General features: G+C 45.8%; 8 protein-coding genes and 1 tRNA gene. 4 read left to right on the top strand and 5 right to left on the bottom strand.

The window, feature by feature from the left end; translation table 11 throughout:
* The first annotated feature begins 74 nt into the window (after positions 1 to 74).
* Positions 75 to 1,049: a glycosyltransferase family 2 protein gene (locus QUB12_RS13185; protein WP_333142705.1), complete on the top strand. Its 975-nt coding sequence runs from the start codon at positions 75 to 77 to the stop codon at positions 1,047 to 1,049.
* Between the two features lie 93 nt (positions 1,050 to 1,142).
* On the opposite strand, the gene QUB12_RS13180 is transcribed toward QUB12_RS13185, so the two are convergent.
* The 5 genes from QUB12_RS13180 to smc form a co-directional block, all read right to left on the bottom strand.
* Entirely contained in the window at positions 1,143 to 2,987 is a 1,845-nt protein-coding gene (locus QUB12_RS13180) for a DUF6798 domain-containing protein (protein WP_333142704.1), read from the bottom strand.
* Between the two features lie 12 nt (positions 2,988 to 2,999).
* A complete protein-coding gene (locus tag QUB12_RS13175) occupies positions 3,000 to 5,180 on the bottom strand; it encodes a hypothetical protein (protein ID WP_333142703.1) in 2,181 nt (726 codons plus the stop codon).
* Positions 5,181 to 5,261: 81 nt separating this feature from the next.
* Positions 5,262 to 6,284 carry an SGNH/GDSL hydrolase family protein gene (locus tag QUB12_RS13170; RefSeq protein ID WP_333300507.1) on the bottom strand — a complete coding sequence of 341 codons (1,023 nt, stop codon included), beginning with the start codon at positions 6,282 to 6,284 and terminating at the stop codon, positions 5,262 to 5,264.
* 290 nt (positions 6,285 to 6,574) lie between these two features.
* Positions 6,575 to 7,600 carry a PRC-barrel domain-containing protein gene (locus tag QUB12_RS13165; RefSeq protein ID WP_333142701.1) on the bottom strand — a complete coding sequence of 342 codons (1,026 nt, stop codon included), beginning with the start codon at positions 7,598 to 7,600 and terminating at the stop codon, positions 6,575 to 6,577.
* A 618-nt stretch (positions 7,601 to 8,218) separates the two neighbouring features.
* Positions 8,219 to 12,106: a chromosome segregation protein SMC gene (smc, locus tag QUB12_RS13160; RefSeq protein ID WP_333142700.1), complete on the bottom strand. Its 3,888-nt coding sequence runs from the start codon at positions 12,104 to 12,106 to the stop codon at positions 8,219 to 8,221.
* 365 nt (positions 12,107 to 12,471) lie between these two features.
* Here smc and murA point away from each other — a divergent pair, with 365 nt between their 5' ends.
* From murA to QUB12_RS13145, 3 genes are all read left to right on the top strand, one after another.
* The gene (gene murA, locus QUB12_RS13155) at positions 12,472 to 13,890 is read left to right on the top strand and encodes a UDP-N-acetylglucosamine 1-carboxyvinyltransferase (RefSeq protein WP_333142699.1); all 1,419 of its coding nucleotides are present in this window, start codon (positions 12,472 to 12,474) and stop codon (positions 13,888 to 13,890) included.
* A 94-nt stretch (positions 13,891 to 13,984) separates the two neighbouring features.
* Complete coding sequence (locus QUB12_RS13150; RefSeq protein ID WP_333307081.1) at positions 13,985 to 14,854, top strand: M48 family metallopeptidase; 870 nt, start codon at positions 13,985 to 13,987, stop codon at positions 14,852 to 14,854.
* Positions 14,833 to 14,914: transfer RNA gene (locus tag QUB12_RS13145), tRNA-Leu, on the top strand. Before QUB12_RS13150 ends, QUB12_RS13145 begins: the two co-directional genes overlap by 22 nt.
* Positions 14,915 to 14,957: the final 43 nt, after the last annotated feature.

The following is a 14,957-nucleotide window of genomic DNA, read 5'->3' as shown; positions in this document are numbered from 1 at the left end:
CCTCTGCGCCCTCTGCGCCCTCTGCGGTTAATAAAAAAATCTCATTGACAACACAAATGAAATAGAATAGCCCTATGCCAAAACATCTCAGCTTCGTAATCCCAGTTCACAACGAAGAAGCCACCCTCAAATTACTGTTTGACAAAATCCAAATTGTCATGTTCCAAACAGCAATTGACAGTTACGAAGTCATTTTCATAGATGACGGTAGCCGCGATTATTCCTGGCAAGAAATCACCGATTTAGCCAACAAACATCCCAAACTAATTAAAGCGATTAAAATGCGCCGCAACTTTGGCAAATCCGCCGCGCTTTCAGCAGGATTTCGCAATGCAGCAGGGATAATTATCTTTACTCTCGATGCTGACCTTCAGGATGACCCCGCTGAAATTCCCAAATTCTTACATCATTTAGAATCGGGATTTGATTTAGTTTCCGGTTGGCGAAAACAGCGGAACGACCCGCTTTCTAAAACTTTGCCTTCCAAGCTGTTTAATGCCGTTGCGTGTTTGCTGACTGGGGTGCAAATGCACGATATGAATTGCGGTTTTAAAGCGTATCGTAGGGAAGTTTTGCAGTCGATTAAATTGTACGGAGAATTGCACCGCTACATTCCGGCTTTAGCAAACAATTTAGGGTTTAAAATTGGCGAAGTAGTCGTGGAACATCATCCGCGCAAGCACGGAAAATCAAATTACGGCTGGGAACGTTATGCGCGGGGATTTATTGATTTGTTGACGGTGTTAGCCACGACGCAATATTTGCACAAACCGGGTCATTTGTTTGGAGGTTTGGGATTGTGTTTTGGGTTGGTTGGAACTGTTTCGCTGAGTTATTTGATAGTTATTTGGTTTCTGAATTTGGCGGGGATGAATTTTGGGCCGATCGGGAATCGACCTTTGTTATTTTTTGGGATTTTGTGTACAATTCTGTCGGTGCAGTTGATTTCTTTGGGGATTTTGGCTGAGTTGATGGCGCGGAATGTGGATGCTGATTATGTGGATAAGCAAATTAGCGAAATTATTGATGATTCGGGTTTTGATATTTAACCGCAGATTTGATTCGGCGGTTGAAACCGCTTCTATACAAACAAAGTCTGCCTTCGCAGACTGAATAAATATCTCATGTTTTGAAGAAGAGTATTATCTAATTTTAAACAGTATCCATTTGCCTTCTCGATCTACTATTTCTCCGTCAATATTTGGATGCCAATCGCTGCGAGTGAGGATATAATCGGCATGATAGTTTTTGGCTACTTTGACTAAATCCGCACTGCTGCGGCGGATGAAAAAGTCATTTCCTCCCCAAATCATTTGCGGGTTTAAGGGAACTCCTAAAACAGCTTCCATGCGATTTTGCCATTCTTTGATGCCTTTTTCTGTCAGGGGAAAGTTCTTGAAATTAACTACTATAGCTCTCTGAGAGAAAAACTGGAAGCTGGTAACTGAAGGTGGAATTAATACCAGTGCATCTTGACTGCTAATTTGTGAAAATCGCACCGCTAATTTGTTTACGTCGTCGCTGGGAACGGCATTAATATTAACTTTTTTTTGAAATATGTCTAACATTGGTTTTGGTAAAATGCCTGCTACCCCAAAAACCAAGATCGCGGTAGTTGCTAAAGCTAAGGCATGGGTGAGAATTTGTTTGATTGGTTTAGAAATGGATGTTTTTTCTAAAATAAAAGGCAAGGCAATAATTGAGAAAAGGATAGGTATGCTAATTATACGATCGCCTATTATTTCTCCTGAATTAGTCAGCGGATATATCAAGCTGAAAGTTAATGTTCCTGCTGTGAAAATCCACGGCAAAATAGTGTAGCGTTTGGGAATTATATATTTTTTGCTTTGCCAAATTGATAAAAATACAAATAAGGCTAAAAATAAAATACCTCGGTCAGGTAAAGTGAGGATAATTAACAGCAGCAAACCAATAGCTAGCTGTTTTGCTTGGTAAAGTCGATCGACTAGCAAGCTGATGGCAATAAATATGATTATTTGAGCAAAAGGTACGGTTCTAGCTAACTGGAGTTTGGCAATTAAAGCCACTGGGTAAACTTCTACAAATACATAATTAAGCAGCAGCCCAAAAATTGAGGTACTAATAATTACAGAAAAGTTAACTTTGTCTTCTTGGCGCAGTGAATCGGCAGTTTTGATGCACAATAAGCCACCAATGATCAAACATATAAAGTTGAACCAACTCCAAATATTCCAATTTGACGGGAGGATGTGGTGAGGATTCCGTACTTTTGCGTGAATGTATACAAACTCAGCATTCTCAATAGTTTGAGTGCCGGTAGTACCTGTTAGTAACATTGGCAAATAAACGATACTTGCCATTGCTGCTAAAAGTGCGATCGCCAAAATCAATGTTTTAAACTTCCGCTGTTTTACCGATTCAATAAATAAAACGGGAACCATCATCAATCCCGGCAACAAGCCAACTAAAAATTGCAGCAAACAACCCAGCCCAAAAAAGAAATATCCTGTCAGCCATTTTTGGCGCAAACTAAAGTAAATTCCCCAGATTGCGAAGGCCATCGCGAAGGTACTGGGTACTGATTTTGTGGAAAATATCAGCGTGTTACCAACATCTGTAAATGAAGCGGCTATACATAAAAAAGCCATCGCTGCTGCTGGCAGTTTGGAATTAGTATAGATATTGATAATTGCGTAGCAAGCTAGGATAAAGGAACCGAAGGCTAGGAATTGATAAATAAAATGCACCAACGGAATACTTAACCCTAAGTTGGCTAAGAAATAAATGATATAATAATAGTAGGATCTCGGATTAAATTTAACCATTTCCTGAACATGATAGTCATTTTTGTAGAGTTCAGGATTTAGCAGCGATTGGATTTGTGGCAATTCTGGAAAGTTGCCTCCAATGGGGAAAATATAGCCAGTTGCCATCAGGGAACCGATGATGACAAAAGTATAGAGAGATAGATTAAAATACCAGTTTGATTTTTGATGGTTCTGCATTGAGGGTTCAATTTACCTATTGACAGCTAAATTATTAATCTCCAGTTGGCATTGGTTTGTTAAATCCTGTTTGCTGCTACTCAATACCTCAAGCAGCAGATAAAGGGGATTTTTGCCCTCAACTAATAGATTTAAGCCGATCGCACTTTTTTGACTATCAGCCATCTCTGCTGAGTCTACTAATTTACCTTGCTTGTCCCACAACGTCAAGCGCAGGGCAATTCCCGGACATTGTTTGTTAGGTAAATTGAGTTTGCCGGTAACTTTTACTTTGTCTGAGATGGAACCTAAATACAGAAAAGATGTATCGAGTTTCTTGCTGTTTTTAATTGGATGAGTTACAATATTATATAGGTTATCCGATTCTTGACTCACTGAATAATTGGCAGTTGTGTAGATTGATTGATGCAAACTAATCCAATCTAACTGCGTGCCTGGTCGATCGACTATTTGCCGCTGCATCGCCTCCAGAGTCCTAACTGCCGTTGCTGTATCAGTCGGTCGCATCCTCCGGTAAACGCTGAGTGTCACGCCGTTTTCTAGCTTAAACTGTTCCGGTAGCAATTGGAAATCGCGGGCAATTTCCCAGTTTTGAGTAAAGGCATCGTACACAACTTTAACAACATCTTGTTCGTGCGATCGCAAAACTTGTTCGTCCGTCGATAACACCTGCTGAAAAGGTACAGCAACCACCGCATATTGTGACTGCAACAACTCCGGTAGCGGGTAAGTATCGCGCGAGTCAATTTGCGGCCTCCCGATTGTATTTAACTTCCACCAACCCTCCGGCGGGTTTAATTTGCGGTTAGCTTGTCTGAGTATGTTAGCATTGAAATTGTTAGAAGCACCGGCAATATAAATCGGTTCTTCGTTGGGTGCTGATTTTCGCAGAAACTCTACTAATTTTACAACTTCGTCGTAGTCCGATCGCACTAACGGCGGAAAATTACCCACAAACAGTCTTGGCAAATCAATTTTGAGAGGAATTAACCCGACTGCGGCATTTACAACCAGGTACAAACCCGCCGCGCCCAGCATGAAATACCGGACTTTTCCCTTGAGTGTCAGCCAAGTTGTCCAGAAAAATGTAGATAGTCCTAAAAGTGCGATCGGTGTAATATGAATTGTATAGTGCAAGTAGCCGTAACGCAAGACTAACAGCCATTCAATCAGCGACAAAACCCCAAACAACGAAACAAAAATAGCCGCCGCCGGAACCAGGATTCTGGTGAGAATTCCCGCCGAAAAACCAATCAGTACCAGCAGCCAAGTTCCCAAACCGTAAAAATCCGCATAACGAGTTAAAATATCATTTACAGGCAAACTCCAAGCGACATACAAATTGCGGTAGTCAACCGTCAGAGCACTGCGAGTAAAATCTCCCGCTACCAACATTAAAATAGTCAAGCTAGTTGCAGCTATCAAACCCAATTTTACACCTGATTCAAACAAGTATCTGTAGGGAAACGACACTGCCACGTCCTTGTCTTTGGGAGATGACAATGCGGTTTTTTTACGGTATATTAGTATAATAAACTCGATGAAAGCCTGTAAAGCCGCTGCACCAAAAAATGCGATCGCACTATAAGCAAAATGGCGCCGCAACAGAATGGCCGCCGCCAGCAAAAACCCAATTAATGGGATTTTCCACCAAGATTTCAGCTTAACATCCTGCAAATAAACCAAAATTGCCAAGGCTACAAACACACAGCCGCCAGTATCCAGATATCCCCGCAGAGTCGGTATCCAACTCATAGGAATTAATAAACTCAGCAGCACCGTTGACCAAAACACCCGGCGGGGATAAACTGGAATTAGCTTGGCAGAAATTGCCCCCAACAACAGGCGAAACGGCAGCACATAAATCAGGGATACGCTGAGAATGTAACTCAGCCGAGACTTGCCAAATAAGAGAATAAACGGCACTAACGGCAGAGAAATTAACAGGTTTTTTTCCTTAGATAGCGATTCTATAACTCCGCGCCATGCTTTATCTGGCGAGTCTCGAAATAAATTTGCCGTGTTGACTGTAGCAGTATTGTATCCCGCGTAATCCCACCAATAAAAAGTATGTTCGCTAGATACATAGATTGATGTTACTGCAACTGTGACTAGAACAAGCACAAACAGGAAAAAGCCATCAATTAGAAATTTTCGAGGCAATTTAAAAGAAACAAAATCAAATAATCCCATCAGTCTAGCAACCCTAAATAACTCCTAAACTTCCTCTTTCTCTCTTGCTTCGCGCCCTTCGCGCCTTCGCGGTTCGTTAACTTACCTTAAAACAGTACCTTGCAAAAAATCCTCCAACTTTTCTGCATATTGCCGATTCGCGATCGCGCTTGGATGAATGTCATGAGGTAAATTATTATTGGCAGGTATTTTCAAATCAACCGAAATATCCGCCGTAGCAATTCCCTCCTGACTTAACTCCCCCAACATCTTAGCAGAACCCGCATTAATTCCCGCAACAACTAACTTAACACTGTTAGCCTCAGCCACACGGTGAAACTCTTGAATAATTGCCTTAGAAAGGTCACGGCTTCTATACAACCCCTCTTCAAATTGATTGTAATTAACCTCCCAAAAATGGCTGAATGCAGAAACCCGCATCAGCGGGAACTCGCGATATTCAAGTTTGGCCATGCTGTAGGTAAAATTATTTTCTTTATTCAGCCTCGCATCGGGCTGAAATAGAATACCGAGTTTATTCCAAGCAGCCATTTGCTTTCTTCTCGCCCTTAACAAAGTATTGCGGCGGTCATGAAATCCCGCATAAGCAATCACCGCAATTTTGGGTTTATTTCCTTGTTTGAGTGCTGCTTTGAATTGAATCAATGAGTGCAGCGTTCCGTAGCCGTTAACGCCAAAATTCACTATTTCATATTTGGGTAATTTCTCTTGCAACAACCAAGCATAAGTTTCGCTATCATTCAATGACCAACCGTAGGTAAAAGAACAGCCAAATATCGAAATTTCCGGCTTTTTTGACGATAAATTGTAAGTAGTGAGGGGATGTGTGATTCTTAAACTATTATTGAGATGAGTTGTATTAAATGAGTAATTGCCGTTAATTATCACCTTGAATTTTCCAGGCAAATGTTTGTAGCCGAGTTCCGAATCTTTAGTGAAAAAGTTACCTTTTGGTTCGACCGCAACATCAACATTTTCTATTTGCCAGGGTTTGTATCCCGCAACTCGCAAGACAATTTCAGCCGTAGTGGTAGATAAAAAAATTGGAAAAATTAGATATGTTATTAATCTGAAAATAGAGGTTTTAATAAATTTTTTTTTCATAATTTATCGTAGGGGCGGGTTTCACCAACCATATCGGCGTAAGACCAACAATATAATAAACCCGCCCCCGCCCAACGAATAATCGGAATCTACATTTTTTTGGATGATCTCGAACATCAGGTTAATCTAGATTATCGGTTGTGTGGGGGCGGGTTTATTTAAATTGTTTGTGAACATCAAATATTGTTTGTAAAACCCGCCCCTACAGGCAATTGTAGGGGCGGATTTCACCAACTATCTATGTCTAAAACAAACAATCTCGTAAACCCGCCCAACCGAGGGATTAATTCCTAATAACCAGGCTCCTCCTCGTACTCAGGAGTCTTAGTCTTCTCAGGGATATTCACCCGAGGAGCCTGGTAAGGCTTCGGTGCCTCATCGTCAGCCCAAGCATCCGCCTCCACATCATCCTCGTACTCGTACTGCACCACCGGCTGCTTCGGGCGAGAAATTTCCGCGCGAGTGTACTGCGGCTTCTCCTCGTACTCCTCCTCGTAATCGTCCTCCTCACCGCCCCAATTATCCTCTTCGTAATCGTCGTAATCGTCGCTTATTGGCTCAGGCTGCTGTACCTGCACCGCGCGCATCGGCTGGCGAACCGCAGGCCGATTCCACTCTAAATCCTCATCCCAAGGAACTTCCTCCACCGCAGGCGCAGCTACCCGGCTCCGCATTTCCGGTGCAGGTATCCGCACCCCCGGGCCCAATTGATTTCCCGTAGCCACGGGTTTCGGATAATAACCTGCCTCGTCCTCTTCTCGTTCCCAAGGTGCTTGGCCCAAACCAACGCGCTCCAGCAAACCCACACTAAGCTGCCTGAGCCTTTCCTCGGAACCTTCAAACACAATCAAGCGATTCGGGCCGCTGCTGACAATTTCTTCAATCCCCAACTCGTAAGTGCTGAGAACTTGGTCGGGGATTTGGGGGATTCCCAGGGAAGCGATAATTATAGAAACTAACTTACCGTCTTCGGGATCGAACCTAAAGCCCCGTACCCTACCTAAAAGTTCGCCAGTTTCGGTAATAACTTCGCTGTTAATCAAAATGCTGTAGACTTCAACATCAACATCATCTTCGATCGCGCTCTCATCTTCCACCAACAGCACGTCGCCGATTTCGCTGACATTGCTGAGGAACATAAACCTCGGCATTCCAGCGACCGCGAATATATTATCACGCAGACCGATCGCCACAACTTCCCGCCGATCGATGTCCACCCACAATTGACTAACCACCCCCAAGCGTTTACCTCTGTCGCGGGTGATGACTTGAGTGCCGAGAATATCGGAGCGTTGGCAAATTTGTTCTGATGTCATTCTAAGTTTAGTCCTGATTTATCATAAAAATGGGCCTAAAACCCCCGTGCTTCTAGCACGGCTTTGCTGTATGCTTGTAGTAGTGGAAAGGTAATCAACCACTCTAAAAACCTAGCTGTCAAAAGACAAAGCGCTGAACCTTGAAAATTGAATCTAAGCGGTTCTACTGCATTTTTCTAGACTCCACCTCGCAGTAGGTAAAAGATTCAGAGGAGCTAGACAAACAGCATTTGAAGCGAATTTGCTTCAAACTGAAACAGGACTTGCCTAAAAGCAAATAGGGTAGGGCATACCCGAATTAACTCTTGGGGAGAGTCCCACCTCTGGGCTAGAGACTTCAAGGAATCTAGTTTAAGTGGTCTCGGTGAGCCAAGAATCCTCGTACCTTCAGGTCGAGGAGTGTCAATAAGTACATATATCACTCAACACGATCGTCAACCGACACTCCGGGACTACAACTTCAGTCAGTCGATTTTAGATTTTAGATTTTAGATTTTAGATTTACTCCACAGAGGAATGTGGGAGCTGGAACTAGGGTCTAAAATTTTGATCTATCCACGACTGTTGTCGGCGGCTTGTACCCGTTTTTGGGTAGGGTCATCAACAGAGACTCCGGGACTACAACTTCAGTCCTATGACTTGAGTATAAGCTCCCCGTGCTTGAGTAACACCAATTGTACGCTCAGCCGATTGAATCATAGGTCGCCGCAAACTCACAACAATAAACTGGGCTTGTTCAGACTGTCGTTTTATCATTCTAGCTAATCGCTCCACATTTGCCCCATCCAGAAACATATCCACTTCATCAAAAGCGTAGAACGTAGACGGGCGGTAGCGTTGCAGCGCAAAAATAAAACTCAGCGCCGTCAACGACTTTTCGCCTCCAGACATGGAAGCCAGTCGCTGTACGGGTTTGCCCTTCGGGTGAGCGACCAAATTCAAGCCACTGCTGAAGGGGTCTTCCTGGTCATCTAGCTGGAGATAGCCATCGCCTTCGGAAAGTTCCGCAAAGATAGTCTGGAAGTTCTCGTTAACCGCGTCGAAAGCTTCTTTAAAAGCGCGTCGCCTGAGTGTGGTAAAGTTTTCGATTCTCAACAGCAGTTCAGTGCGTTCTCCTTCCAATGTCGTCAATTTTTGACTTAATTCTTGAAGGCGTTCTTGAGTGCGGTTGTACTCTTCCAAGGCTAGCATATTGACTGGTTCTAAAGCTTGAATGCGTTTGGCGATCGCCTTTACTTCCTGCTGCAATTCGGTCAAATTGGCTTTCTCGACATTTTCAGGAATCGACGGCACGGGGTCGGGCATTTCCGCCCGCTGCGTTTCCAAGAGAGTGCGGATTGCGGCCAATTGTTCCCGGCGTTCTTGCTGGGTTTCGTGGAGTTTTTGCAACTGCCATTGTAACTGTTGTTTGGCTAAATGCTGTTCTCGCAATTGAGATTCCGCCCGATCGCGCTCTCCCTTTTCCACGCCCAATTTTTCCTCAATTTCCCCCAAAGCCGCCTTAGCTGCGGCAATTTGTCCATCGAGTTCTAACTGCTGCGAAACAATGCGATCGAGTGCATCCGCCCCCGCGTTTTGCTGCAATTGCCATTCCTGCAATTTCTCGCTGCCTTCCTTAATTTTCTCTTCCAAACGCCCGAATTGATTTTCCAAGTCTACAAGGCGCTGCTGGACGTTTCTCAGAGCCAATTCTCGCTCTTGGAGTTGCGCTTCCAGAGCGCGCAAACTCGATTGCATTTGCTGCCATTCGCTGTGACTGTTCGACTCTTCCAACTGCGCCAAAGTTTGCCGGTACTGCTGCAATTGAGTTTCCTGTGCGGGCAATTCTCGTTCCAGCAACTGCAATCTCGATCGCGAATCAGTTAATTCCTGTGTGTTTTTCGCAATTTGCGATCGCACTTGTTCCTGTTGCCCTTGCAAATTCTTAATTTCTGACTCCAACTGTTCCAATCGCAACTGATTTTCGCGCAAATTCTGTTTCGCTTCCATCAATTCTTGGCTGCGAGTTTTCACTGCAATAGACGCGCGATCGATCGCAATTTTGCACCGTTCCAAAATCCGCTCAATTTCCTCCAACCTTTCTTGCAAAGACGCGATCGTCCGCGCTTCACTAGCAGCCTCACTAGCCTCAACCGTGCCAAAATGCAAAGTAGATCTATTAGTAGAACTTCCCCCAGTCATCGCCCCGCTAGTTTCCAAAATTTCCCCGTCCAAAGTGACAATCCGGTACTGTCCCAAATAGCGGCGAGCATCGCTGAGGTTGCTAAACACAACCGTACTGCCAAAAACGTAAGCAAAAATTTCCTGATACCGGGAATCGCAGTCAATCAAATTAACAGCCGCATCCACAAACCCAGCCGCGCGCCGCAAATTTTCATTCACCGAATACCTGCCGCCCCTAATCTTATTCAAAGGCAAAAACGTCATCCTTCCCGCCCGTTTTTGTTTCAACAATTCGATCGCAGCAGCAGCCACGCTGTCATCTTCCACCACCATATTTCCCATGCGCCCGCCCGCCGCAATTTCCAGCGCCAACTGATAGCGCGGTTCTACCCTACCCAGTTGAGCCACCAAGCCACAAACTCCGCCAATCCCGCTTTGCGCGACAATTTTTGCAGTAAACGTTCCCGTCGCTTCTTGCATTGCTTGAAACTGCACCTCTAGTTTGTCTAATTTGCGCTGTCTTTCCCGCTGTTCTTCCAACAAACGAGTTTGAGTTTCCTGTTGCAGTTGCAATTCTTGTTCGGCTTCGACTAAAATCTGATTTAGCGATTCTACTTGCAAAGATGCCACGCCTTTGGTTTCCACAAGGCGAGATTGTTGCTCTTTTTTCGCTGCAATTTCCTGTTCCAATACTTGCAGCGATTGGTTTTGTTCTTGAATTTGACTTTGCAGGCGATCGGCTCTTTCTCCGATAGTAGCTTGTTCTGTACGCTGCGGTTCCAAAGTTTGTTGAATTGTTTCGATTTGGCGGTGCAGTTCCGTTTGCTGCTGTACCCAAGCTTCGGCCGTCGAGGCGATCGCATTTGCAACTTCCCGACTTTCATCTAAACTTTGCTGGGCTGCGTCCCGCTGTTCCTGCAAACTTCCTGTTTGAGACTTAACATAAGATATTTCTATCTCAATTTGCTCCAAACTTTGCCGGAATTGGCGAACTTCTTCCTCGGTTTGTGCTATGTTAGCAGCTATTTGCCCAGCAGTTTTTTCCAAATCCTGTTTGCGGTTTTGCAGTTGCCGCCGTTCCGCTTCCTGAGTCGCAATCGTCGCTTGCAAAGCCAACAATTCCGACTCTCCCAAAGCTTTAACGCGGGCATTCAGCGCGTCGAGTTCCGCCGTTGCTTCTTGAATTTGGGTACTAATTGCTTGCAGTTGTTCGGTGAGAGATGCAGAAGTGCGATCGCCCGTTTCGATTTGTTCTCGCAGCTTCCATTCTTGCTGCTGCAATTGGCGGAATTTCAGCACAATTTCCCATTGCGACTTTTCTTGAAATTCCGCCCGCAATTTTTGATATTTTTCCGCTTTTGTGCGATCGGAAGCCAGTCTATCGCGCTGAGAAATCAGCTCTTTTTCCACAATACTGCTGCGTTCTTCCACCTCCTTAACTTCATCCAACTTCTGCCTAGCTAAAGAGATTTTGCGATCGAACTGAGCCACCCCAGCCAATTCGTCAATGATTTCTCTTCGTTCCTTAGAATTCATCGAAATAATGCTGGTAACGTCTCCTTGCAGGACGACGTTATAGCCTTCGGGATAAATTCGCAAGCGGTTGAGTTGTTCGTGAAGTTGAGTCAGCGTGCAAGGTTGACCGTTAATGTAATAAGTTGAAGTGTAAGTACCTTGGCGAGTTACCCGAAGTTTGCGCGTCACACTCCACTCATCCGGTTTGGGATTTTGGATTTTGGATTTTTTATTAGTAGCGAGTAGTTGTCCGTTGTTGTCTTGAGTTGCTGCGATTTCAATCTCTTCTACGTCTTCAACAGATAACTCATCCGATTTTGGATTTTGGATTTTTGATTTTCGATTGACAGGAGATGATTGGCCGTTGTTGTCTAGAGTTTCGGCAGTTTCTATCCCTTCGGCTTCTGCAACTAGAGGCGATTCTTGATTGACAGGAGATGATTGGCCGTTGTTGTCTAGAGTTTCGGCAGTTTCTATCCCTTCAACTTCCTCTGCTTCAACAGATAACTCATCTGCTGCATTTTCATCCTCATCTTCATCCTGCGCGAACCATTCCTCCCCCACATCTTCCAGGGCAAAAGTCGCAGTCACGCTAGCTTCGATCGTACCGCGTTTGTTTTGGGCGCTGTTCACCAAATCCGGCAAACGTTCAGCCCGCATTCCCTTAGAACTCGAAAGTCCGAGACAAAACAGCAAAGCGTCGAGGATGTTGGACTTCCCAGAACCGTTGGGCCCGGAAACCACAGTAAAACCGGGCAGCACGGGAATGGCCGTCGTGCCGCCAAAAGATTTAAAGTTAGTCAGTTCGATCCGCTTAATGTGAACCATATGCTAGGAGTAGCTTTGGCTCTAGGTTGTTGTCACAGGGTAGCACAGGCAATGGGGCGATCGACAATGTGTTAACTTTCTAGCATTGTTGATCGAACCGATATCTTACACCTTCGTCAACAACCCAGCCGGCTTTTACTTCAAAAGATCGTTGACAAAAGTACAACATCTGCGATCCGAGCGACCGCTACAGATGAACGTAAATTTTGATACAAATAATTTCATGAGACTCGATCGACATTATTTATGCGATTAAACCTGAAAGCCTTGTCCCGATTGAATCCCAGCAAATATAATTCCCGGAATTCCTAATGTTACCCCTAGACATATAAAAACTTTCCGGTAAAATCGAACCAAAATTAATAATGTATAAAGTAACGAAGCGAATTATGGAGGGCAAACCCATTACACCAGCTCAGAACTCATCTAACCTGTCAGCTTCACCTGAAAGCGACCAACAAGTATTGCAAATTTGGGGTCGCCAGCCCCTTAAAGGACATATCAAAATCAGCGGCGCCAAAAACTCGGCCTTAGTCGTCATGGCAGGAGCCCTGCTATGCCCAGAGGATTGCCGTCTCCGCAACGTTCCCGGTCTAGTCGATGTCGCCCGCATGGGGCAAATTCTCTCGGCTGTAGGAGTCAAATTACAGCAGCACGGCGACGTTTTAGACATCAACGCCAGCAGCCTCATAGACGCTCAAGCCCCCTACGAATTAGTCAGCCAACTGCGGGCGAGCTTCTTCATCATCGGGCCACTGCTAGCACGTTTGGGATTTGCCAAAGTGCCCTTGCCCGGTGGGTGTGCCATCGGTGCGCGACCCGTTGAACTCCACGTTCGCGGTCTGCAAGCCCTGGGTGCCGAAGTCCACATCGACCACGGCACGGTTCACGCTTACGTCAAAGGGCCGAACCGCCGCCTGAAAGGAGCCAAAATTTATTTGGACTACCCCAGCGTCGGCGCAACTGAAACTTTGATGATGGCGGCGACTCTGGCTGAAGGAGAAACCGTGATTGAAAATGCGGCTCAAGAGCCGGAAGTCGCAGATTTGGCGAATTTCTGCCGCGCAATGGGAGCAAAAATTCAAGGCGCTGGCACGAATACGATCGTCATTTCGGGAGTTCCCAAGCTGCACGCGGTAGACTATTCAATTATTCCCGATCGCATTGAAGCCGGAACATTTTTAGTAGCCGGAGCCATCACTCACTCGGAAATCAGTTTGTCGCCGGTAATTCCCGACCACCTGACCGCAGTCATTGCCAAATTGCAGACAATTGGGGCGAAAATTATTGCAGAAGCCCCTGACATTTTGCGGATAGTTCCCGGCCAAACTCACTCGGCCACAGACATCGAAACTCTGCCTTATCCCGGTTTCCCCACAGATATGCAAGCTCAGTTTATGGCTTTGCTGACGCTGAGCGAAGGCGACAGCTTGATCAAAGAAACCGTGTTTGAAAATCGCTTGCGCCACGTAGCAGAGCTCAACCGCATGGGCGCGGACATTCGCCTTAAAGGCAATGTAGCGATTGTGCGCGGAGTGTCGCGGCTGTCGGGTGCGCCGGTAGTAGCAACAGATTTGCGGGCTTCGGCGGCGTTAGTGTTAGCGGGACTTGCCGCCGATGGTGTCACCACCATCAGCAGCTTGCAGCACTTAGACCGCGGCTACGAGCAGTTAGAGGTGAAACTGCAAAAATTGGGAGCTAAGTTGCGGCGCGTCAAAGAGGGTACAGACCCGGCGACTGCTGAGGCTCCTGTCAATCCAGTGCGATCGGGTTTAAACTGTTAATTAGTCAGTTGACCGTTGACTGTTGACTGTTGACGGTTAACTGTTGACGGTTAACTGTTGACGGTTAACTGTTGACTAAGGAATAATCACTACAATGTCGAACATACCGCTCATCGGTTTAAAAGCAGACCAGTTTCGCCACCCGCTAGACTTGGAAGCCACCAGCACTCTCAAACAACTGCCCGGTCTGGATTTGATCGTGCGGCAGTTGCTGGGACAACTGGGCGAACAGTTTTTCATGCTGGAAAATCTGGCTTCCAGCGTCCAAGTCGGCGAAAATCAATTGCCCCACCTGCATCAATTGCTGTTGGATGCCTGCAAAACTCTGGATTTGGAAGCGCCGCAGCTTTATGTCCGCCAGCATCCGATGCCAAATGCTTACACCTTTGCGATGCGGGGAAAGCAGCCTTTTGTGGTGATGCACACTTCTCTGATTGATTTGCTCACAGACGAGGAAGTTAAGGCAGTAATTGCTCACGAGTTGGGGCATTTGAAGTGCGAGCACGGAGTTTACCTGACTCTGGCTAATTTAATTGTGTTGGCGGCCGGTCAAATTTCGCCTGTGGGAGCCGTGCTGGCGCAGGGTTTGCAGGCGCAAATGTTGGAATGGTTGCGGTGTGCGGAATTTACGTGCGATCGCGCCGCCTTGCTCGCCACCCAAGACCCAAAAGTGGTAGCATCGGTGCTGATGAAACTGGCCGGAGGTTCGCCGACTTTAGCTTCCAAACTGAATGTCGATGCGTTTTTGGCGCAGGCGCGGGCCTACGACGACCTCAGCAGCACTCAACTGGGAGAAATGCTCAAACAAGCTCAGACGGCTCAGTTGTCCCATCCTGTACCAGTATTGCGCGCCAGAGAGATCGATCGTTGGGCAAGTTCAAAAGATTATGAATCTTTGCTTGCAAGAAATCGATCGGTGTGTTATGATGGTGAAACCCAAAAGGGCGGGTGGCGAAATTGGTAGACGCATCAGACTCAAAATCTGACACCGAAAGGTATGAGAGTTCGATTCTCTCCCCGCCCACTACTAGAAAAGCTTAATAAATCTAGGGTTCCAGATGATAAGT

The sequence above is a fragment of the Microcoleus sp. B7-D4 genome, assembly GCF_036705125.1.
GTDB lineage: Bacteria > Cyanobacteriota > Cyanobacteriia > Cyanobacteriales > Microcoleaceae > Microcoleus.
The sequence above is the reverse complement of the archived record's forward strand: the minus strand, read 5'-3'. Positions and strand labels throughout refer to the sequence as shown.